Source organism: Paenibacillus sp. FSL R7-269 (genome assembly GCF_000517865.1).
GTDB lineage: Bacteria > Bacillota > Bacilli > Paenibacillales > Paenibacillaceae > Paenibacillus_AQ.
In genome coordinates, this window is record NZ_ASPS01000053.1 from 72,268 (window position 1) to 94,311 (window position 22,044).

Below are 22,044 nucleotides of genomic sequence, written 5' to 3' on the forward strand. Positions count from 1 at the left end.
CAAAAAAGAACACTGACAATTAAGGGTCTGTTCTGCTATAAGTCCTACACTCTGCTCAACTATACTCTACTCAACTCATTCTAAACTCTGCTTTACTCGGCTAACTTCACTATACATGATGACGGTAGTCATTGACAACCCCGTAACTATAATTTATTACTTGCTCTGTGAGAGATCCGGGCGAAGCCGCTGGGCTTCATTCAGATACACATGACGGATATCCCGCTGGGATTTGTCGGTGTTCACCTGCACCATCAGGCGGATGCAATTCGGCAGGCTGCCCTTCACAGGGATCTCCACGGAACACATCAGCGGAACCATCTCCCAGCCTTCAATCTCGCGGATCGCCCGTGCCGGGAAGGTCGCATCCAGATCCGTAGTCATCGTAATCCACACACTGCAGATATCCTCTGCGATCACATCATTACGCTCCACAATTTCCCTCAGCAGGATCACCGTTTCACGTAGAATTTCCGTCTCTTCATTCTGGGTTACGGTCGTTGCACCGCGTATGCCCCGGTTCACCATGGGCTCCCCTCCTTCTTAAGCTGGGCTATGACTTCTGCAACATCGCTTGCCTGCACATCACTGATGATGCTAACTTCACCAATGGCCTCCGGCACGATAAAAGTCATTCGGCCTTCCTTGAATTTCTTGTCATGCATCATCGCTTCCATCAGCTCTTCCCCGCTATACTGCAAAGGCAGCCGGGTGGGCAGCGACAGGGCGGTGAGCATGGATACGGTATCTTCGTAGATCTGTCTGTCCCGGCCCAGCTTCGCTGCGAGCAGAGCAGATCCGGCCATCCCGATGGCAATCGCCTCTCCATGGAGGAAGGTTCCATAGCCGCCGACAGCTTCGATGGCATGTCCGATGGTATGCCCCAGATTCAGAATCGCACGCTGTCCGTGCTCGCGCTCATCACCGCCGATTACATCCGCCTTGATAGCACAACCGCGTTCCAGCGCATACCCCAGCGCCTCAGGATCCAGTGCCAACAACTCGTCCGCATGCGCCTGGCACCAGTAAGCGAACTCACGGTCCAGGATCAGCCCGTGCTTGACCACCTCAGCCAGGCCTGAAGCGACCTGCCGGGGTGGAAGCGTAGTTAAGGTGTCCAGATCATATACCACCATAGACGGCTGATAAAAGGCACCCAGCATATTCTTGGCCAGCGGATGGTTAACGGCCACCTTCCCGCCTACACTGCTGTCATGGGCGAGAATGGTCGTTGGAATCTGCATGAACCCGATTCCCCGCATATAAGATGCGGCAACGAAGCCGGCCAAATCGCCAACAACTCCCCCGCCAAGCGCCAGCACGGCTGAGCTGCGGTCCAGACCGCCTTGAATGGCAGTGGTAATCACTTCTTCATAGACGGCTAGTGACTTCGAAGCTTCACCCGCCTGAATGACATGGCTGACCACCGTATATCCGCTGCTGCGGAGGGAGGCCTCCACCTGCTCCAGATAACGCGGGGCTACTTCTGTATCACTCACCACCAGGAGCGGGCTTCGCTGCGCGAACCCGGCTTCGGTGCAGCGTTCGCCGATACTCTGCAGCAGACCGCTGCCGATATAAATCGGATAAGAACGTTCGCCTAAATCCACAGTAATGCTGCGCATCTTAGTAGCTCTCCAGCTGAGCCAGGTAATTATTATAGTTCGCGCGGATCTCTTCCAGAGAGTCCCCGCCGAATTTGTCCAGGAACGCCTTGGCAATCTCCCAGGCTACTACACTCTCCAGTACGACACAAGCCGCCGGAACTGCACAGGCGTCTGAGCGCTCCACCTGGGCTGTGAACGGCTCCTTCGTATCGATATCCACACTCTGCAGCGGTTTGTACAGCGTCGGGATCGGCTTCATTACCCCTCTAACGACCACTGGCATTCCATTGGTCATTCCACCTTCGAACCCGCCCAGCCGGTTGCTCGCCCGGTAGTAACCCTGAGAGGCTTCATACATAATCTCGTCATGGACCTGTGAGCCGCGCAGCCTCCCGGCTTCGAAGCCGATCCCGATCTCCACGCCCTTGAAGGCATTGATCGACATCACGGCTCCGGCGATGGCACCATCCAGCTTGCGGTCGGACTGTACATAACTGCCAAGGCCAATAGGCAGACCTTCGACAATACATTCCACAATCCCGCCGATGGAGTCGCCCTCTTCCTTGATCTTGTCTATGTAAGCCTCCATCTTCTGCTCCGTTTCCTTGTCCACTACCCGCACAGAGGATTCTTCAGTCCGGGCAATCAGCTCATCGATAGGCAGATCGTTAGCAGGTGCTTCAATCTCTCCGATCCGGATGACTTGTCCGGCAATCTTCACTCCGAAGGCTGCAAGCAGCTGACGGGCGACTCCGCCTACGGCTACTCTTGCTGCCGTCTCACGGGCGCTGGAGCGCTCCAGCACGTTACGCAGATCGGTATGATTATACTTAAGTCCGCCGTTCAGGTCCGCATGACCGGGACGCGGACGGTTTACCCGGCGCTTCTCTTCGTCACTGCCCGGAATCGGCTCAATGTTCATAATGTTCTTCCAGTGTGTCCAGTCCTTGTTCTCCACAATGAGCGCTACAGGAGCTCCGGTAGTATAGCCGTGGCGTACACCGCCGGCAATCTGGGCAGTATCCTTCTCAATCTGCATCCGGCGTCCGCGGCCGTAGCCCTTCTGTCTCCGGTGCAGCTGGAAATTAAGCTCTTCAAAATCAAGTGTCAAATTACTGGGCAATCCCTCAATAATGGCTGTAAGCTGGGGGCCGTGCGTTTCCCCCGCTGTTAAGTAGCGTAAACTCATGCTGCGTTCCCCCTTCACACTTTTAGACTGTAAACCGCTAAAATGTTAAATGTCTTTGCTTATTATAGTATAGGCTCCCCGCTTTGACAAGAAAGCAATAGACGGGACAGCCGCTGCCTGCTATACAAAACAAGCGCCGCTCCTGCTCTTTCGAGTAGAAGCGGCGCTGCTGTTCTCCTCCGTTCAGGAGCCTGTCTCCAGACTGTCGCTGCCTGGTGCCGGAAGGCGGCCGCCGGTTCTGCCCTCTTCCGCAGTGAGCAGGCTCTGGAGCTGCAGCTCCTCAATGCCGAGAATCTGCCCGCATTCGCGGACGGTGAGGAACCCCCGCCGGTACGCGGTGATGACCTTGCTTTTGTCCATCTGGGTTAACGACCTTTCACTTGGCGTTAGGTTTCTTGCTACTTCCCAGTATCACTGAAAAACACCAAAAGTATACCCTGCACCAAGGTAGACACAAGTGGAAACGGATATACCGTCCTTTTCAGGGACGGTTCGTTTCAGCGAGAAATAGAAGGATAAGTTATCGAGTGAAACGTATAATTCCTTATATTTCCAGAAGACAGATGCTATTTCTTGCGGTAGAAGAAGGTTTCAGTCGATTCAAAGCCATACTGCGCTGGTGTGAAGATCTGCTCCGTACTGCCTACGAACAGATAGCCTCCGGGCCGCAGACTGGCCGAGAATTTGTGATACAGCTTATTCTTGGCTTCTTCGGTGAAGTAGATCATGACATTGCGGCAGATAATCAGATCGAAGCCTTCGTCGAATTTATCCAACAGCAAATTCTGCTTGCGGAAATCGATATTTTTCTTCAGTCCTTCACTGACCTTGAAGACTGGGCCTTCTGGGGTGAAATACCGGTCTGCCACATCTTTGGGCACATCCTTCAAGGAGCGCTCCAGATAGATTCCCTGTTTCGCTTTGGCCAGCGCCCCGTCATCAATATCTGTTGCCAGAATTCCGGTCTGGGCCAGAATATTCTTGTCCGAGAGAATCATCGCCAGTGTATAGGGCTCTTCCCCCGTCGAACAGGCAGCACTCCATAGCTTCAGTCTGCGGCCGGAACGCTGAAGATCCGGCAGAATCACATCCCTCAATACTTCCCAGCGGTTCGGATTCCGCCAGAATTCAGAGACATTGATCGTCATGCGGTCCAGAAACTCATAGAATAGTGTCTTGTCCTTCATCATGGCAGCATAGAATTCGTTAAAGGTGTTGAACCCGTTCTTCATACGGAGCGTCGTCAGCCGACGCTTCATCTGTGCTTCCTTATACTGCGCAAGATCAATGCCGGTGCTTTGTTTGATATTATGAATAAATCCGGTGTAATCAGGGTCTGGGGTTAATGAGGATTCGTCTCGTTCAGCCATAATTTTCTCCTGTCTCCTGCCTGGATCTTACATCCAGGCCGCGATGTCTTTATGATACTGTGCCAGCTCATCCGGAGCGAAGAAATTGGCGATTTCACGTGCTGCACTGTCCGGTGAATCCGATCCGTGGATCAGATTAAGCGGAGTGTGGCTGGCATAATCCCCGCGGATGGTGCCCGGCAGGGCCTCACCGACTTTAGTTTTGCCGATCAGGAGACGGGATAATGCGATGACATCATCCCCTTCCCATACCATGGCGAACACAGGGCCGGAAGTGATGAAGCTTACCAGCTCCGGGAAAAAATTCTTGCCGTCATGCTCCGCATAATGCTTCTTGGCCTGCTCCTCAGTAACGGTAATCAGCTTGGCAGCGACCAGCTTGAATCCCTTGTCTTCCAGACGGGCAACGATGCGTCCGATTAGTCCGCGCTGTACACCATCCGGTTTGATCATCAGATACGTTTGTTCCATAGAGTCACTCTCCAATTTCCCTTATTCTAAATGAATGGGCGGTTTATGGTCTGATATTATCAGAAACCCCGGCATCTGTGAACGTAAATTTGCAGGTGTGTTATAAGACAAGTAGAAACGGCTCTTATATTTTCAATAAGCCCGGCCGGTCACGAAAAAGGCGATATCGCGCAAATTGCGCTTCGTCCGGTTGCTGGGCAGCTGCTCCAGCGCATCAAGTGCCTTGGCGATATAACGGGAAGCCAGCTCCTCTGCACGGGAGATCCCGTCGCCGGAGAGAATCAGATCAATCGCGCGCCCGACCCCGCTCTTCCCTTCACGAATCGCTTCAAGCTCTTCCAGCAGGCGGCCGCGGAGCCGCTCATCCTGCAGACTGTAGATGACAGGCAAAGTGATGTTCCCCTGCCGCATATCGCTTCCGGGCGGCTTGCCAATTTGCTTCTCCGTTCCGGAGAGATCGAGCAGATCATCACGGATTTGAAACGCCATCCCAACGTTATATCCGTAATTATAGAGGAGCCTGGCAGTTCCCGGCTCCGCATCTGCAGCCAGAGCGCCAAGCTGACAGCTGACAGCAATCAGCAGTGCTGTCTTCCGGCGGATTCTCCGCAGGTAATGGCGCACGCTCTGTCCGCTGTTGAAGAAGTCGCGGATCTGCTCCATCTCTCCGATGGACATCTCTACCATGGCTTTGGAGAGAATCTGATGAATCAGGGGATTCTTCAGCCCTGAAGTCATCACAAGTGCCTTGGCATAAATATAGTCACCGGTGTACATGGCGATCTTGTCGCCCCATTTCGCCTTGACGGTAGGCTCTCCCCGCCGGAGCTCCGCATCGTCAATGACATCATCGTGGACCAGCGAGGCGCTGTGAATCAGCTCCAGCGGAATAGCGACACGCTTCAGCTTATCGAGATCATAGGTCCCGAATTTGCCGCCCATCAGAACGAATACCGGCCGGAGCCGCTTGCCCCCTGCTCTCAGCAGATGCAGCGAAGTCTCGCTCAGCAGGTCATCATCCCCCTGGACACTGCGGTACAGCTCTTTCTCAATCTGATCCATATCTTTGTTCAGCAAGCCGAATATTTGCAGTCGCTTCATTCTTTCACCCGTGTCAGCAGATTGTGGCTCCAAAGCTCCATCTTCACTTCCTGCGGCAGCAGGCCCATTTCATAGGCATAGCGGAAATAGAGGTTCAGACCTTCCTGCTGCCTTTCCCCAAAGTCATAACATAAATTACGGAAGTAATCTCTCCAATAGGAGGCCGTGCCCCCGATCGTACAGCAGGCTTCGTGAATTACCGGTCCCAGATCATTCAGGCCGCGTCTCTTGCTCCGCTCGAAGGCTTCAGCAATCTCAGCAATAGCCTCAGGATTCCGGGCTGCAGCCTTGCGGTTAACCGCCCATACAGCAAAGGTCATACTGTGGCCGGTCCATTCCTTCCACAGCTCACCCAGATCCGTCACTTCATAGCCCTGATCCTGCCAGGAGGCGCGGATGGCATGGTCGCCGATCAGGAGACCAGCATCCGCCTGCTGCATCATGGTATTCAGATCGGGATTGCTGCTGATGTACTCCGGGCTGGCCCTAAAGGCCTTGTGCATCAGGATCTTCAGCAGATTGACCGAGGTAGCCGAGGTGTTCGTCACGGCTATCGTTCCGCTGCCAATCTGCTGTAGCGGCTTTTTGGAGAAAAGAAATATCGACCGCACCGGACCATCCGCGCTGACAGACAGACCAGGCAGCAGCAGCAGCCGGTCGCTGGCCGCTGCGTAAGCAAAGGAGGATAAAGCCCCGACATGAATATCTCCTGCTGCCATGCCCTGGTTAAGCACAGCAGGCACCTCACTCACCATTTCAGCAGGAAAGCTTAAAGCAGAGGGATCGAAATAATGATAGACAGGCCATGAATTGGTATAGCTGATTTTGCCGATGACGGTGTGTTCCAGGTCTGTCATCCTTCATTCCCCCCATCTGCGAAATAAAGTATGCTCAATTCCGAAGCTATCGAGTACCTTGCCCACCATGAAATTGATCAGATCATCCATCGTGGCAGGACCGTAATAGAACGCCGGCATTGCCGGAATCAACTTGACACCCATTCGCGACAGCTTCAGCATATTCTCCAGGTGAATCGCGTGCAGTGGTGTCTCCCGGGGAACCAGAACCAGCGGACGCCCCTCCTTCAGCATGACATCCGCAGCCCGCGTCATCAGATTGTCCGAGCTGCCATGCGCTACAGCAGACAGTGTTCCCATCGAGCAGGGCATAATAATCATCCCCTCTGTCCGGAAGGAGCCGCTGGCAATCGAAGCGCCGATATCCTGTACCGGGTGGTACACAAGAGAACCGGGATAGCTGCCGAACTGCTCGTTCAGCAGTCCTTCCCGGTCAGTTACGGCATAGCCCAACTCCTCTTTGAAAACACGCCAGCCTGCATTACTGACAACCAGATGTACTGTATAACCGAGGGACAGCAAGGTCTCTGTCAGCCGGATGCCGTAGATTGCCCCGCTCGCACCGGTAATGCCAACCACTAAGTTCTTAGGCTTAAGTTCGGTCATTTGTAGAACTGCACCACCAGGTCAATCAGAGTAAAGGAAAAGACCACAATGCTAAGCACGCCGTTCATGGTAAAGAAGGCGGTCTGCAGCTTGCTAAGATCACCCGGAGACACAATGTAGTGCTCATAGAAAAGTATAATGTAAGCAATCACCATGCCGGCCACATACCACCAGCTCAGATCCGTGATGAACAACAGGGAGATGAAGCCCAGGGCTGTCAACAGATGAAAAACCTTGGCAATGCCCAGCGCACGGGCCACCCCGAAGCGCACCGGAATCGAATACAGACCTTCCTTGCGGTCGAAGTCCACATCCTGGCAGGAGTAGATGATATCAAAGCCTGCTGTCCAAAATACGATCGTGAAATAGAAAATCATAGCAGTCGAGTCTACCGTTCCTGTAACCGCAACCCAACCGCCGAGAGGCGCAAGGGCAATCGTAAGCCCGAGAATCAGATGACAGGCCCAGGTGAAGCGTTTGGTGAAGGAATAGATGACCAGCAGAAAAACAGCAATCGGCAGCAGCTTCGCTGACAGCGGATTGAGCCTCAAGGCTGCCCAGAACAGCAAAAAGAACGAGAAAGCGATGAACAGCGATACCTCTCCAACCTTCAATAATCCTGCCGGAATGGCTCTACCCGCTGTCCGGGGATTCTTCGCATCACTGATCCGGTCGATCAGCCGGTTAAGCCCCATAGCCGCGCTGCGTGCGCCGAACATAGCAACAACTACCCATCCGATCTGGCTCCAGGAGGGCAGTTCCCCGAACATAACTACTGAACCAAGCAAAGCCCCCATAAAGGCAAAGGGTAAAGCAAAAACCGTGTGCTCAAATTTAATCATTTGTAGAAAAATACCGATTTTCTTAAACATTACAGTTCTCCTTGAGTCCAAGATGTAACGCCGCGATGCCACCATTCAAGGGGAACGATTCCACTTTTGTAAGTCCGGTATCCCGGAAGATCTCCTCTAATTGCTTCCTGTCCGGGAAGAGTGCCAGTGATTCAGGAAGCCATTTATATTGCTCATACCGCTTGGCGAACAGCCTGCCGAGCAGAGGAAGCACACGCTGGAAATAAAAATAATAAATACCTTTGAACGGCTGCTTCATCGGCTTCGACAGCTCCAGGCATACCACCATACCGCCTGGCTTCACCACGCGCTTCATCTCGTTTAGTACCTGAACAGGATCAGGCACATTACGAAGTCCAAAGCCGATCGTCGCGTAATCGAAGGAATTATCACCGAATGGCAGCTCCATCGCATTCCCCTGAATCAGGGAGATACGGTCCTGCAGTCCGCGCGCCTCCACCTTGCGCCGTCCCACCTCCAGCATGCCTGCGCTGAAGTCCAGTCCCATAACATTTCCGTTCTCGCTCGCATCAGCTAGGGCTATGCTCCAGTCGCAGGTACCGCAGCACAGGTCCACTGCCGAGTCCCCCCGCTTCATGCCCATCTTGCGCATGGTGAACTTCCGCCAGGCCTTATGGCGCCGGAAGCTCAGAATATCATTCATCAGATCATATTTGCCGGCAATGCTCTCAAATACCGAATGAACAAATTGCTCCTTCGGCTTCTCGCCTTGCCCGCCTGTTACGGTAGCTTTATCTACTGTCATTCTCTAACCCTCCACGGCAGCTTGTCCGGAAATTTTCATTTGCAGAAGCAGGCGGTCCAGTGCTGATCTAAGCTGACCCGCCAGTTCCTCATCCCTGATGCTCTGCAATAACGACTGAATGGACGCAAGCGAACTATGCAGCTTGTCCGTCAGCAGTGTATCACATTTGCACCTCAGCTTCAGCTTCTGCCAGTCCTTGGGGTCCAGAGTCTGCCCCTTAAGACGCTGACGCTCCTCTTCGGTCGCCGACTCCATCACCTTCCAGTAAGCATAGCCCGTAAGCGCACTTCCCGGAGCTGCCCCCCGGCGCAATTCCTGGGCTGCAGTCTCACACTGGCTGAATTCGGCCAGCAGCTTCTGCCAGACGTCTCTCAGGGACTCTTCAATCAGCGGTGTAAAAGAAAGAAACAGCCGCATATTGAGCTGTACCGTGTGCTTCAAGTATTGTTCGGCCGGGACAAGCGTTCCGCTCATCTTGCCGTAAAGATTGGCCTTCATCACATTGAAATCAGCGATAGCCGCGCTGAGCGTGCCCACCATTTCAATCTGACCTTGCTTCGCGAGCAGATGGTAGAACCAGCTGCTGAAATAATCACCGGCCAGAACCTTCAGCTGGCGGGTGCGCATAATATCGCCGCCGGGTTCTTCATGATTCCGGTCAATGCTCTCATGTGTATCCAGTCCAAGCTGGACGAGTCCAGTCACCAGGGTGAACAGTTCTGCCTGCTGGAAGTCTGCCCCCCGGCCTCTGCCGAGAAAAATATATAACAAATGACCCCGCCCGTCTGAGAACGGCGGCAGTTCCGTATGCCGCTGAATCATATCGTAGTCGGTGTAGGGTTTAGCCAGTTGCGGTATGCGGTACGGTTTCATTTTAGCCTCCGAAGCCATTGACGTTTGTCAAACTCATTGTTCACAATCTTGTCTATTATATCACATGTTTTTTTGTCACGCACGGGTGGAGCCTTCTAGTTTCAATTACCCGGTTCAGGGATAAATGAACTGTTTTTTCCACAGCTCACTTTCGCTAATGCGGAAGCCGTTCTTCAGCGAATCGGGAAGAGGCGAATTGCCTGCGTTCTCCAGCGCCTCCTGCAGCAGGGGAGTCCACTCGCTGCGGCGGATATCACCGGCGAGGAGCAGGCGGCGGGTATCCAGCCACCTGTCCTCTGCCACCACACGCAGCAGCAGCTGGTCCACGTTCGAGGTCTCCTGAATTGCGAACCCGATAGCCAGAGCCATATTGCGGTACAGCTCCTGCGGTTCGTGGGCATCACCGTTCACCTTGAGATCAAGAGACAATACCCGGTTCTCCCAGCCTGCCTTGTCAATCATCAGACTCAGCGGAATCTCACTCAGCGCATCTACCAGATTGTCATTCTCCAGTATGAGGCCATCCGGACCTATCGTCTGTACTGCGCTATACTTGCTCTGGGCAGTTATAACGTTGCCGGCCAGTTGCGGCAACAGCAAGGTAGTAGCCGCACTAAGCAGCAACGCCGTTCCGATCAGCCAGCTCCGGTTCATAACATGCCCCCTACTCATAGTTTCCGCTGCTATGCAGGATTATACGGCGCCGCGGATCGGCCCTTACCTAGTTATATTTTGAAAAAAAGCAGGCTATGCCTGCTTTTCAGCTTTCACTCTCTAATTGTCCGTGTTTGCTCCAAATTTCAGCCTTGCCGCGGATTTTCATTGCTGAGGTGTGATCGGTGAATTGGGCAATGAGCACCTCGCCTTTGTCCAGCTTCTCCGTATGGTGAAACCGTGTGTCCAGCCCCCGGGTCAGCCCGATGACCTGAACACCGTTCTCCTTGGCCTTGACTACGATATAGTCGCTGCCGGACGGTGCAGGATTCACTTCATTCTTCTTCTCAGTCATTGTAATCCTCCTCAAAGTTTATGAGCCTTTCAAAAACAAATGCCGCCCTGGAAGGCGGCATCGTTGGTATTCAAGGACTATGGGGCAGATATGTAGAAATCTTTATTTGATTCCGTCTTTCAGCGCTTTACCGGGTTTGAATGCCGGTACTTTGCTTGAAGGAATTTCGATTTCTTCACCAGTCTGCGGGTTGCGGCCTTTACGTGCGGAACGTTCGCGCACTTCAAAGTTTCCGAAGCCAACCAGCTGAACCTTATCGCCGCTTTGCAGTGCACCTGTGATTGCTTCAAAAACAGCATCTACCGCTTTCGTAGCGTCTTTTTTGGGAAGTTCAGTTGCTTCTGTAACTACGTTGATCAAATCTGATTTATTCATGTCTTCTCACCTCCCTGGTTAAAAGTTCCGGTATCATACACTGTTTCCGTTTCAACGTAAAATATACGTGATAATCCCGTTTAATACTAGATACTGGCACCTCTCTTCTAGAAGCGCAACAAACTTATAGTAATACAGCCCAACCATAATATCAAGGCGTTCCTCAAAAAAGGAGCAGAAAGTAGCAGGTTCCCCTTCATTCCGCTGCAATTGCGCAGTCTATTACTACCAGTTATTCCGTAAAAACGGAAGCTTTCCAGGGAAATCCCCCCTTTTTTCTCGCTAGCAGCGAAAGGGCCCGGAAATAGCAAAAGAGCGGGAAATACTCCCGCTCCAAAGGACAAGCTCATTTCATTTAAAGGATGATGGCGATCAGTCCGCCCGAGCCCTCGTTGATAATCCGGCCCAGCGTTTCCTGCAGCTTGTAGCGGGCATTATCCGGCATCATCGCGATCTTGCCCTGAATGCCCTCACGGACTATGGAATGCAGGGACCGGCCGAAGATATCGGATTCCCAGATTTTGATCGGGTCATTCTCAAAGTCCTGCATCAGATAGCGCACCAGCTCTTCACTCTGTTTCTCCGTACCGATGATCGGCGAGAACTCCGACTCGACATCCACCCGGATCATATGGATCGACGGTGCCGTAGCCTTCAGCCGGACTCCGAAGCGGGAGCCTTGACGGATCAGCTCAGGCTCATCCAGCGCCATCTCAGCCAGTGAAGGTGCGGCGATACCATACCCCGTGGTTTTGACCATTTCCAGCGCTTCTGAGAAGCGGTCATATTCACGCTTGGCGTGGGAGAAGTCCTGCATCAGCTGAAGCAGGTGATCCTTGCCGCGAATCTCGACCCCGACTACCTCCATCAGCACCTGATCATACAGCTCTTCGGGAGCGTAGAGGTCGATCTCGGCTACCCCCTGGCCCATGTTCATCCCGCTGAGGCCTGCCCGGTCGATGAAATCATATTCAGTAAACTGGGAGACCAGGCGGTCCACATCGCGCAGACGGCGGATATCTTTCACGGTATCACGGACAGAGTTCTCATAGCTGCTGCGCAGCCAGTGATTCTCGCCCAGCACCATCACCCAGCTCGGCAGATTAACATTAACTTCATGTACAGGGAATTCATACAGCACTTCACGCAGTACACCAGTCACATCATCCTCGGTCATATTGGCAGCGCTGAGCGTCATCACCGGAATATCATATTTGAGGGCAAGCTCACTGCGGAGCTGCTGGGCTTCCTCGCTGCGCGGCCGGGTGGAGTTGATAACCAGCACGAACGGCTTGCCGACCTCCTTCAACTCGGCGATCACGCGCTCTTCTGAATCTACATAAGAGTTCCGCGGAATCTCGGCAATCGTACCATCGGTAGTGACTACCACACCCAGAGTAGAGTGCTCCTGAATTACCTTGCGTGTCCCGATTTCAGCCGCTTCCTGGAAAGGAATCGGTTCCTCAAACCATGGGGTCGAGATCATCCGCGGACCATTCTCATCCTCATATCCTTTTGCGCCTTCCACTGCATAGCCTACACAATCGACCAGCCGGACGTTAACCTCCAGTCCTTCGGCCACCTTAATCTGCACCGCATTGTTGGGTACGAATTTAGGCTCGGTAGTCATAATAGTTTTGCCTGCCGCACTTTGCGGCAGCTCATCAACCGCTCTTACCCGGTCTGCTTCACTGGTGATGTTCGGCAGAACAATCGTTTCCATGAAGCGTTTGATGAATGTCGATTTCCCCGTGCGAACCGCGCCGACGACGCCAAGATAAATGTCTCCGCCGGTACGCTCGGCAATGTCCTTGAAAATATCCACTTTTTCCAAAAGAGATCCCCTCCTCATATTACTCCGAAGAAAAAATGCCTGAAGAGCATCGACTTCGCGTTCCGCCGGCAAACTGGCCCTTGCAGGACAACCACCGGACTAAGCTTTGCCCGCCCGAAGCCTAGCTTACTTGCCTGAGGCGAAGCAAGGTTGCCCCGCGCTAAACTCCGAATGCTCGGACATGCATTTGGACTAGTATCATCATATGTATCCTTAACGGATTTATGACAAGCGTCCGCGCATTTTTGCATCTGAAATTTCGTATATCCTATCTAGCTCACCAACGCGTCAAGACGCCCGGAAGTCTTCTCATCAAGTCTATGAGAGCGGCCCGCAGCCTAGAACTACTATCCTTTCTGAGACCCCGCATACTAAAAAATAGCAAAAAAGCAGCAATCCCCGCCCTCGGAGAATTGCTGCTTTAAGTCTATAATAGTGTGCCGCTATTCCTGCGGAGCCTGGGGGACAGGACGGCCCTGGGCCCACAGATAAGGCAGAGACTTGACGGGGACATAGTAGGAGGCTTGCTTCAGCTCCAGACGCAGATCGCGCTCTGCCTTAGGCACACTGCCGTTCTTATCCATAGCCGAGGAGATATCCGCGCCGTAATCCACGTAGACCGTCCCGCTGCTATCCATCAGGAATTCTAGCGGCTGGCCCGAATATACGCTAATTAGCTTGATCGTTCCGGTCCCTGCCTGTTTGCCGTCAATGGATGCAAGGCCCGGATACAGCTCCTCCCCCGCCGGAAGCTTCCCGCCGTGTGCAGACTTATAGAGGTTCACCTTACGCTGGATATCGTTAACCTTCTGCACAGTCACCAGATCCATCAATTTGACCTGAGGGTCCGTCTCCTCATCCAGCACCAGAAAATGGGCGCTCCCGCCCTTCTCGAACGCCGCAGCCGGGATCTCATCCAGGTATCCTTCCTGCTGGAGCTTATTCAGGTCAATCACAAATTTCTCGTATCTGGGCGTGGCCTGATCACTGGTCAAGATCGGCAGAAGCCCTTTCTGCTTCTGATAATCATCTACCGCCGCCTGCACCCGCTTCACACTCTCGCGGTACCCGCTGCCGGGATGCTGCTGTTCCTTGGGATACATGCAGCCGCCTAGAGATAAGACCAGCAGGACAAGCAGCAGCATTGACACCCTCTTCCGCCCCTGCCGGAGCTTCACCGTGTGCATCGAGTCCATCCGCAGGGCTCCTCTCTGTTCACTTCTGTGCGCATATGCACCAGGGGTCTCAGCTACCATAGCTCCTCCGCTTCTCCACGGCGCGCCGCTTCCAGTCTGCGGCGGACGGCCGCCTTCAGAGGGTCCTCGGGAATATGCACCCGGACATCGCTCCATACAGCGGCCTGACAGGCCAAGCGGACACCTTCATCCAGCAGGCTGCCAAGCTTGCGTTTCTCTGCCTCTGCAGGAGGTCTAAGTGCTCCATCCGCATTCTCTACGGACACTTTGCACATCATGCACCCTGCCTTGCCCCCGCAGCGGGTAGGCAGAACGATTCCGGCTTTGCGCACAGCCTCCAGCAACGAAATCCCAGGCTTGACGGAAGCTGTGCGTTGTTCCGGAAGGAAAGTGACCGTTATTCGTGATTTAGCATTCATCATACAGCCTCCTTCCTTGGATTCAGGTTATATACGCAGTGATTCAGATATCCCCAGCAGCTCGTCCAGCCTCGGCTGCAGACCGGCCTTCAGATGGTTCTCCTCAATGAGCTGCTCCAGGAGCGGCAGATGGCCTGCTGCATCCCGTTTGATCAGCTCCGCAATAGCATGGCAGCGTTCGTCCCTGCCGCGCAGGAGATTGAAGATCAGCTCATGGACAAGCGGCATCAAGGCCAGCCTGCCAACCCCTTCGTACGTACATTTCGGGGCATAGGGCTGCAACGTCCTGATATCCACTGAATATTGCCCGGAGCCGCCGCCGATCCTGAATCCGCCCACCAGCTCAACCTTCACCTCCCCGATGAAGTAGAGTCCGCGCAGGGAGTAACAGCCTCCGCTATGATCCTCTTCCGGTGCGCAGACAGTGTACCTCAGCAGTGCCTGATGAAGCTTCGCGGTATCCTCCAGATCACAATAGAGGTCAATATCGCGCGGAGCAGCACTGAGCTGAACCCCGTGCAGCAGCAGGCCGCAGCTCCCCCCCAGCAGCCACACCGGCGGCTTGCCAGACCCCATACTATCTAGTTCTTCCGCTATTCTGCCAAGTGCCGTCTCAACCACATAGGGAATTCCTGAACCGGCCATCGATTTACACACGCCCCATCCCTGTAAAATCAGTTAATGATTCTGTCAGAAATACGTCTGCCTGAGTATAATGTAAATGCTTACATAATTGAAGCGGCCCCGCCAAGAACTCCGATCAGCAGGATGACAAAAGCAATGACCGATAAAACAGCTCTAAGCAGCCCCTTCGTCTTACTGCGTGCAAAAGTAATCAAAAAAACGGATAAGCCCATAATCAGTACCGCAATCAGTGATAGCCACATTTTTGTCATCGGGTCCATAGGTCATGCGCCTCCCATTCACTTTATCCGGATTGCGATTATTATAGCGTGAAACGCGGCATTTTTTAAGTATTAATTTACAGATTAGACCCCGTGGATTAAAAAAGGGCATCAACCGCGGAATCAGCTTACCTTCCGGAGTTATGCCCAGTCTGAAAAGGAGCCATCCCGGCAGGAATGGCTTACTTCAAGGATATTCTATTTTTTCAGCATCATTTTCATTAAAGACTCCATCGTACCGGAACCGGCGCCGCCTTTTTTAACAGCATTGACGATCTCCTGCACGGTAGCCTCGCTGACCGGCACTTTAGCCATAGCGGATACCTGTTTAATTAACTGGCGGAGCTGGGCTTCATTCTGTGTGGTGCCCGGCTTAACCGTACCGGCCAGCTTTTTGATGGCACCTTCTGAAATGTTTTTGCCCGTCTTCTTGTTGATGGCGTTCAAAGCATCCTTGGAAAAATCTCTGCTCACTGTTCATCCCTCCTCCGTCAATCCCCATTAACAACATATGAGATATTCCGGCAAAAGGTGAACGTGATCAGGAATGCCACTGCTCCCAGGTCTCCTGGGAAATGGCCTCCATTTCCGTCTTGCGGTCACGGCCCATAAGAGCTTCCACAGCATTACGCGGTGTTCTGCCCTTGAATAGCACATGATAGATCTGGTCGGTAATCGGCATCTGTACGCCCAGCTTCAGCGAGATCGCATAAGCAACCTCCGTCGTCCGGATGCCTTCGACAACCATCCCCATCGAGTCCAGCACCTCATTCAGCGGCTGGCCCTGGCCCAGCATGGAGCCCGCACGCCAGTTCCGGCTATGCTGGCTCGTTGCCGTTACGACCAGGTCACCGAGTCCGGCAAGGCCGGAGAAGGTTAAGGGATTCGCTCCCATTTCCACACCGACCCGGGAGATCTCGGCCAGGCCGCGGGTAAGCAATGCTGCCTTCGCGTTGTCCCCGAAGCCCAGCCCGTCAGATAGCCCGGCACCCAGCGCGATAATATTCTTCAGTGCACCAGCCAGCTCTACCCCTAGCTGATCCCTGTTGGTATACACACGGAAGTCATTGTTAATGAACAGCCCCTGTGCCGCCTTGGCACGGCCCTCATCCGGCGAAGCCACTACGACCGTGGTCGGACAGAGCCTCACCACTTCTTCAGCGTGACTCGGCCCGGAGAGCACCACAATATCTCCTTCACCGCAGCCCAGCTCTTCGGAGATCACTGTGGACATCCGCTTCATGGTCTCGGTCTCGAAGCCCTTCGTGGCATGAATGCAGAGCATATCTTCCTTCCAGAACGGCTTAAGGCTATGCGCCACCTGGCGCATTCCGGAAGAAGGCGCCACAATGACTACCGCCTTCGAACCGGAGACGGCAGTCTCCATGTTCGTGGTGGCAATAATATTCCCGGGGAGCTTGATCCCCGGCAGGAAATGATGATTCGTATGTGCTTCGTTAATCTCGGCAGCCTGCTCAGGCTTTCGCGTCCACAGATAAACCTCCGAGTGGTTAGCCGCCAGCACAGTAGCCAGCGCAGTTCCCCAACTGCCCGCGACCAGCACGGTTACTTTATCAGACAACGCGATTCCCCTCCTTGGCTTTGGAGCCGATTTTGTTCTCACGGCCCTGCGAGATCTTCACGATATTGCTGCGGTGACGCCAGAAGGCGAACACTACAATGATCAGGCTTCCCCATAGCTCCGGGGTCGTATGCTCCGTGAAGAGCAGACACACTGGAGTCAGAGCCACAAAGATCAGCGAGCCCAGCGAGACATACCGTGTAAGAACAATAGCAAGAATGGCAATCGCCCCGGCAATCACTGCAGGCCAGAATACCAGTGTAGCCATCACGCCAATCGTCGTTGCGATCCCTTTCCCCCCGCGAAAGTGAAAATAGACCGGCCAGTTATGCCCGATGATGGCAGCGAGTCCGCAGACCACTGCGACCCAGCTTCCCCATCCACCGGCCCATGTGCCAAGCCAGACTGCGGCAATTCCCTTCAGTACGTCCAGAAACAGCACCAGTATGGCCGGTCCCTTCCCCATCACACGCAGTGTATTGGTCGCTCCCGCATTGCCGCTTCCATATTGGCGGATATCAATCCCCTTAAGCAGCCGGGCGAGCAATACACTGAAGCTGATGGAGCCAAGCAGATAGCTTATAACGATAACCAGAAGTTCAAACGCCACTACTCTTCTCCCCTAACCTTCGTTCTCGGATTTGCGCCGTGTAAAGAGGCGGATCGGTGTCCCCTCGAAATTGAACGCTGCACGCAGCTTGTTCTCCAGGTAACGTTCATAGGAGAAGTGCATCAGCGAAGGATCATTGACAAATACCACGATGGTCGGCGGCTTCGTTGCCACCTGGGTGACATAGTTAATGCGCAGACGACGGCCTTTGTCCGTAGGCGGAGGATTAATTGCCACGGCATCAGAAACCACATCATTCACAAGATGGGTGGTAATCCGCAGGGCATGCTGTTGGGCCACATGCTGTACTACAGGCAGCAGTTTCTGCAGACGCTGTTTCGTAAGCGCAGACAGGAATACCACCGGAGCATAGCTCATGAACAGGAAGTGATCGCGGATGTTGCGTTCGAAGTTCTGCATCGTCTTGTCGTCTTTCTCAATGGCATCCCATTTGTTGACGACAAAGACCGAAGCCTTGCCCGCATCATGGGCATACCCGGCAATATGCTTGTCCTGGTCGATGATGCCTTCTTCGCCGTTGATTACAACGAGTACAACATCAGCGCGCTCAATCGCCTTCATAGCTCTCATTACACTGTATTTTTCTGTGTTCTCATAGACCTTGCCGCGTTTGCGCATGCCCGCTGTATCGATCAGCACATAACGCTGTCCATCCCGTTCGAACGGCGTATCAATCGCATCGCGTGTAGTCCCCGCAACATCACTGACAATAACGCGTTCTTCGCCCAGAATCGCATTGACCAGTGAGGATTTACCCACATTCGGACGTCCGATCAAGGCCACACGGATGACATCTTCATCATATTCCTCATCAACCTTGTCTGGCAGACGCTCAACAACCGCATCCAGCAGATCGCCGATTCCGGTTCCGTGACTTCCTGAAATTCCGATCGGATCACCAATTCCAAGGGTGTAAAATTCATAAATATCTTCGGTACGCTTCATGTTATCCACTTTATTGATAGCTAGAACGATCGGCTTGCCGGAGCGGAACAGAATCTGCGCCACTTCCTCATCCGAACTTGTGAGTCCGCTCTTCGCCTCGCACATGAAGACGATCACATCCGCTTCCTCAATCGCTAACTCCGCCTGAACGCGGATGGATTTTAGAATAGCGTCTTCTCCGTCAATCTCAATCCCTCCAGTATCAATGACACTGAAAGATTTGCCGTTCCAGTCGGAGACTCCATAAATCCGGTCACGTGTAATCCCCGGTTTATCTTCTACGATGGCCAGTCTATCGCCAATCAGCCGGTTAAAGATCGTCGACTTTCCGACGTTAGGCCTGCCGACAATGGCCACTACGGGTCTTGCCATTTTCATTCCTCCTGTCTTCCTTACGTTACTCATCATAGCAAAAAACATTCCAATTGGCTAACCGTGAAAAGACAATCGGCGAACCCTCTGATCGAGGGCTCGCCGATTACTTTACCCGTTATGATGAGATAACAAAGGGATTAATTGTTACCCTTGAATTTGTCCAGCTTGTCGCCGAAACGTTCAGCCAGTGTGAAGCTGAGGCCTTCGTTGCTGAGCGATACGTTAGGATTGTTCAGCACTTCTTTAGGCGCTCTGTCTCTGCTGTTGCTGCGTTCTGGTCTGGCCGAAGGAGCCGGAGCTTCTTCCGTTTCCTTGATGCTCAGGCTGACGCGCTTCTCGGATGGGTTGAAGTCAAGTACTTTCACTTGTACTTCCTGTCCTTCCTTGAGTACTTCGTGCGGAGTACCAATGTGCTTGTGGGAGATCTGGGAGATATGCACAAGGCCTTCAACGCCTGGCAGCAGTTCAACGAATGCACCGAAGTTTACAAGGCGTTTAACTTCGCCTGTAACCACATCGCCGATGTTGATCTGACCTGCTGCGGAATCCCAAGGACCCGGAGCAGCTGCTTTGATGCTGAGGCTGATTTTACCCTTTTCAGGATCAACCTTAAGTACTTTAACGCGAACCTTGTCGCCTTCGGATACTACATCGGATGGCTTCTCCACGTGGTTCCAAGCGATCTCGGATACGTGAACCAGTCCGTCTACGCCGCCAACATCAACGAATGCGCCGAATTGAGTCAGGCGTTGAACAGTACCTTCGATGATTTGACCTTCGGACAGCTCAGCCATAATCTTCAGCTTGTTAGCTTCGAATTCTTCCTCCAGAACTTCTTTGGCAGAGAGAATTACCTTGCTGTTCTCACGGTCAAGCTCTTTCACTTTGACACGCAGTGTGCGGCCCTTGTAGTCGCTGAAATCTTCAACGAAGTGACGCTCAACCATGGAAGCCGGGATGAAGCCGCGTGCGCCAACGTCAGCCACAAGGCCGCCTTTGACAACATCAGCTACAGTAACTTCGAAGGATTCCTGGGAAGCGAAATACTTCTCCAGATCTTCCCATGATTTTTCGCTGTCGATGGCACGCTTGGAAAGCACCAGGCTTTCCTTGTTGTCGTTGATGCTGACAACCTTGCATTCCACTTCTTGGCCAACTTCTACCGCTGCTGCGGCATTGTCCAACTGAACGGAAGACAATTCGCGAATAGGAATAACGCCGTCGTATTTATATCCAATGCTTACATAAGCTTGGTTATCTTCGATTTTGACGATTGTTCCTTTCACGGTATCGCCTTTTTTCAGAGAAATGATTTCCAGACCTTCCTGGCTTGTCACTTCTTCTTCATTGCTGGCAACAACTTCTGCAGATTCGGTTACAGCGGATTCCACAGCTTCTGCCCCTTCTACGGTCTCGTTATTCTCAACGTTATCCGCAGCTTCTTGATTCTTGATTTCTTCAGACATGTGATTACCCTCCTCGATTCAAAACCCCATTTATTTAAACCCGCGTAGAGCAGAGTTCAAAACAATCATTACATCGTTAAACCATTTCTCTTTGTTGATTAGTATGTTCCAAAAAATAGCGGTTATGCTGTAATTTATAAGCTATTCACGGAAGCAGGAGATTTGACTCCCGGACTTACCGCGAACTGGGCTTGCCGGTACTGATCATTTCATGGATGCGTCCCATAATAACATCGGTTACAGCTTCCAGAGAATCACTTCCCGCACCTTCAAATGCGCTGAGGTCTATGGGTGCCCCATAGACAACAGTCATCCGGCGGAACGGCTTGTAGGACCCGATAATAGCTGCCGGTACAACGGCTGCGCCGCTGCGGAGCGCGAAGCTTGCCGCACCCTTCTTGGCTGAACCGGAATCGGAGTTCCGCGTTCCTTCCGGGAAGATGCCCATCACATGTCCGCTGCGAAGCGTATTGAGGGACGTCTTAATGGATTCTTTGCTTACGCCGCCACGTTTGACAGGAAATGCGCCCAATTGCTTAATGAGCCAGCCCAGCACCGGAACATTGAATAATTCCGCCTTGGCCATATACCTAACCTGTCGCTTCAGCTTAATGCCGATCGTCATGGGATCAAGCAGGCTGATGTGATTCGCGCAGAGCAGGACTCCACCCTCCTTCGGCACATTCTCTCTTCCCACAATCTTGAGCGGGAACAGTATGGCATAAATCATACGAAGCAAGGCCACGCAAAATGCATAAATCATAGATGATTTCTCTCCCCGTTAACATAGGTTCTGCAGTGGGAGACGATGGCTTCCACGGCCTGAAGGATATCCATATGCGTCGTATCGAGAAGAATAGCATCCTCGGCACGCCGCAGCGGTGAAATCTCCCGGCCTTCATCAAGCCGGTCCCGCGCTGCAATATCATATTCAAGCTGCTGGAGAGTCACTGTTTCCGTATCCTTCAGTTCCTTGTAACGACGGAGAGCACGCTCCTCCACACTTGCCGTCATGAAAATCTTCACTTCGGCATCCGGCAGTACGGTTGTACCGATATCCCGGCCATCCATTACGACTCCCTTGCGGAGCGCCATCTGACGCTGCAAGTGGCTGAGTCTGGATCTAACACCCTCAATCTTCGAATACTGCGACACCTGGCCGCTGACCTGAAGACTGCGGATATGCGGGGTCATGTCTTCCCCATTAATCAGCACTTTCTGCACATCTTTCTCCGGCAGAAGCTCAATCGCCATATTCTGGACCTTCTGGTCCACCAGCTCATGCTCCTCTGCAGCTATGCCTTCACGAAGCATATACCAGGTGATTGCCCGGTACATGGCACCCGTGTCCACATAAATGTAAGACAGCTCCCGTGCGACCAATCGGGCTACAGTGCTCTTGCCTGCCCCGGCAGGTCCGTCGATGGCGACGTTAATTCGGTCGTTAGTATGTGTACCCTGCCTGTCCAACGGGGCATTCCTCCTCAAACACTCTTCCGCAGAAATATGCCTATCGACATATCTCTCTAGGAACTTGCTGATATTCTCAAGAAAAAAGCAGGCATTGCCTGCGACTTATAAAATTATACCACAGTTTGAACCCCAGTGCAAAATGA

General features: G+C 53.0%; 27 protein-coding genes. All 27 read right to left on the reverse strand.

Features of this window, described 5'->3' with window-relative positions; genetic code table 11:
- Nucleotides 1–156 precede the first annotated feature (156 nt).
- Nucleotides 157–528, reverse strand: coding sequence for a chorismate mutase (gene aroH, locus C162_RS22830; RefSeq protein ID WP_036698124.1), 372 nt, complete (start codon nt 526–528; stop codon nt 157–159).
- Nucleotides 522–1,625: a 3-dehydroquinate synthase gene (aroB, locus tag C162_RS22835; RefSeq protein WP_036698125.1), complete on the reverse strand. Its 1,104-nt coding sequence runs from the start codon at nt 1,623–1,625 to the stop codon at nt 522–524. Before aroB ends, aroH begins: the two co-directional genes overlap by 7 nt.
- Before the next feature lies 1 nt (nt 1,626).
- Nucleotides 1,627–2,796: a chorismate synthase gene (aroC, locus tag C162_RS22840; protein ID WP_036698126.1), complete on the reverse strand. Its 1,170-nt coding sequence runs from the start codon at nt 2,794–2,796 to the stop codon at nt 1,627–1,629.
- Between the two features lie 183 nt (nt 2,797–2,979).
- Nucleotides 2,980–3,156, reverse strand: coding sequence for a hypothetical protein (locus C162_RS36675; RefSeq protein ID WP_179090429.1), 177 nt, complete (start codon nt 3,154–3,156; stop codon nt 2,980–2,982).
- 206 nt (nt 3,157–3,362) lie between these two features.
- A complete protein-coding gene (locus C162_RS22845) occupies nt 3,363–4,166 on the reverse strand; it encodes a CheR family methyltransferase (protein WP_036698127.1) in 804 nt (267 codons plus the stop codon).
- A 27-nt stretch (nt 4,167–4,193) separates the two neighbouring features.
- On the reverse strand, nt 4,194–4,637 hold the full coding sequence (gene ndk / locus C162_RS22850) for a nucleoside-diphosphate kinase (protein WP_036698128.1): 444 nt from the start codon (nt 4,635–4,637) through the stop codon (nt 4,194–4,196).
- A 132-nt stretch (nt 4,638–4,769) separates the two neighbouring features.
- Complete coding sequence (locus C162_RS22855; protein ID WP_036698129.1) at nt 4,770–5,738, reverse strand: polyprenyl synthetase family protein; 969 nt, start codon at nt 5,736–5,738, stop codon at nt 4,770–4,772.
- Nucleotides 5,735–6,595, reverse strand: a complete 861-nt coding sequence (locus C162_RS22860; protein WP_036698130.1) for a menaquinone biosynthetic enzyme MqnA/MqnD family protein — start codon at nt 6,593–6,595, stop codon at nt 5,735–5,737. Before C162_RS22860 ends, C162_RS22855 begins: the two co-directional genes overlap by 4 nt.
- A gap of 3 nt (nt 6,596–6,598) precedes the next feature.
- The gene (locus tag C162_RS22865) at nt 6,599–7,144 is read right to left on the reverse strand and encodes a UbiX family flavin prenyltransferase (protein ID WP_442792472.1); all 546 of its coding nucleotides are present in this window, start codon (nt 7,142–7,144) and stop codon (nt 6,599–6,601) included.
- A gap of 53 nt (nt 7,145–7,197) precedes the next feature.
- Nucleotides 7,198–8,073: a UbiA-like polyprenyltransferase gene (locus C162_RS22870; RefSeq protein WP_036698133.1), complete on the reverse strand. Its 876-nt coding sequence runs from the start codon at nt 8,071–8,073 to the stop codon at nt 7,198–7,200.
- A complete protein-coding gene (locus C162_RS22875; protein WP_036698135.1) occupies nt 8,066–8,818 on the reverse strand; it encodes a demethylmenaquinone methyltransferase in 753 nt (250 codons plus the stop codon). Before C162_RS22875 ends, C162_RS22870 begins: the two co-directional genes overlap by 8 nt.
- 3 nt (nt 8,819–8,821) lie before the next feature.
- The gene (locus C162_RS22880; protein ID WP_036698136.1) at nt 8,822–9,691 is read right to left on the reverse strand and encodes a heptaprenyl diphosphate synthase component 1; all 870 of its coding nucleotides are present in this window, start codon (nt 9,689–9,691) and stop codon (nt 8,822–8,824) included.
- 114 nt (nt 9,692–9,805) lie between these two features.
- Nucleotides 9,806–10,345 (reverse strand): hypothetical protein, encoded by a 540-nt coding sequence (locus C162_RS22885; RefSeq protein ID WP_036698138.1) that lies wholly within the window; start codon nt 10,343–10,345, stop codon nt 9,806–9,808.
- A gap of 106 nt (nt 10,346–10,451) precedes the next feature.
- Nucleotides 10,452–10,700: a trp RNA-binding attenuation protein MtrB gene (gene mtrB / locus C162_RS22890; protein ID WP_051478165.1), complete on the reverse strand. Its 249-nt coding sequence runs from the start codon at nt 10,698–10,700 to the stop codon at nt 10,452–10,454.
- A 102-nt stretch (nt 10,701–10,802) separates the two neighbouring features.
- The gene (locus tag C162_RS22895) at nt 10,803–11,075 is read right to left on the reverse strand and encodes an HU family DNA-binding protein (protein ID WP_019909963.1); all 273 of its coding nucleotides are present in this window, start codon (nt 11,073–11,075) and stop codon (nt 10,803–10,805) included.
- Between the two features lie 355 nt (nt 11,076–11,430).
- A complete protein-coding gene (gene spoIVA, locus C162_RS22900; protein WP_036698141.1) occupies nt 11,431–12,909 on the reverse strand; it encodes a stage IV sporulation protein A in 1,479 nt (492 codons plus the stop codon).
- A gap of 443 nt (nt 12,910–13,352) precedes the next feature.
- Complete coding sequence (locus C162_RS22905) at nt 13,353–14,105, reverse strand: DUF3939 domain-containing protein (protein WP_051493891.1); 753 nt, start codon at nt 14,103–14,105, stop codon at nt 13,353–13,355.
- A 53-nt stretch (nt 14,106–14,158) separates the two neighbouring features.
- On the reverse strand, nt 14,159–14,527 hold the full coding sequence (locus C162_RS22910; protein WP_235218503.1) for a 2Fe-2S iron-sulfur cluster-binding protein: 369 nt from the start codon (nt 14,525–14,527) through the stop codon (nt 14,159–14,161).
- Nucleotides 14,528–14,551: 24 nt separating this feature from the next.
- On the reverse strand, nt 14,552–15,169 hold the full coding sequence (locus C162_RS22915; RefSeq protein WP_051493857.1) for a hypothetical protein: 618 nt from the start codon (nt 15,167–15,169) through the stop codon (nt 14,552–14,554).
- Between the two features lie 80 nt (nt 15,170–15,249).
- The gene (locus tag C162_RS22920; RefSeq protein ID WP_036698144.1) at nt 15,250–15,429 is read right to left on the reverse strand and encodes a DUF2768 family protein; all 180 of its coding nucleotides are present in this window, start codon (nt 15,427–15,429) and stop codon (nt 15,250–15,252) included.
- Between the two features lie 198 nt (nt 15,430–15,627).
- Complete coding sequence (locus C162_RS22925; protein WP_036698146.1) at nt 15,628–15,903, reverse strand: stage VI sporulation protein F; 276 nt, start codon at nt 15,901–15,903, stop codon at nt 15,628–15,630.
- Nucleotides 15,904–15,970: 67 nt separating this feature from the next.
- On the reverse strand, nt 15,971–17,011 hold the full coding sequence (locus C162_RS22930) for an NAD(P)H-dependent glycerol-3-phosphate dehydrogenase (RefSeq protein ID WP_036698147.1): 1,041 nt from the start codon (nt 17,009–17,011) through the stop codon (nt 15,971–15,973).
- On the reverse strand, nt 17,004–17,621 hold the full coding sequence (plsY, locus tag C162_RS22935) for a glycerol-3-phosphate 1-O-acyltransferase PlsY (RefSeq protein WP_036698148.1): 618 nt from the start codon (nt 17,619–17,621) through the stop codon (nt 17,004–17,006). Before plsY ends, C162_RS22930 begins: the two co-directional genes overlap by 8 nt.
- Before the next feature lie 12 nt (nt 17,622–17,633).
- Nucleotides 17,634–18,959 carry a ribosome biogenesis GTPase Der gene (der, locus tag C162_RS22940; RefSeq protein ID WP_036698150.1) on the reverse strand — a complete coding sequence of 442 codons (1,326 nt, stop codon included), beginning with the start codon at nt 18,957–18,959 and terminating at the stop codon, nt 17,634–17,636.
- A gap of 140 nt (nt 18,960–19,099) precedes the next feature.
- Nucleotides 19,100–20,428 (reverse strand): 30S ribosomal protein S1, encoded by a 1,329-nt coding sequence (gene rpsA / locus C162_RS22945; RefSeq protein WP_143804273.1) that lies wholly within the window; start codon nt 20,426–20,428, stop codon nt 19,100–19,102.
- A 175-nt stretch (nt 20,429–20,603) separates the two neighbouring features.
- On the reverse strand, nt 20,604–21,191 hold the full coding sequence (locus tag C162_RS22950; protein WP_036698151.1) for a lysophospholipid acyltransferase family protein: 588 nt from the start codon (nt 21,189–21,191) through the stop codon (nt 20,604–20,606).
- Nucleotides 21,188–21,898 (reverse strand): (d)CMP kinase, encoded by a 711-nt coding sequence (gene cmk / locus C162_RS22955; RefSeq protein WP_036698153.1) that lies wholly within the window; start codon nt 21,896–21,898, stop codon nt 21,188–21,190. The genes C162_RS22950 and cmk overlap by 4 nt, the downstream gene beginning before the upstream one ends.
- Nucleotides 21,899–22,044 lie beyond the last annotated feature (146 nt).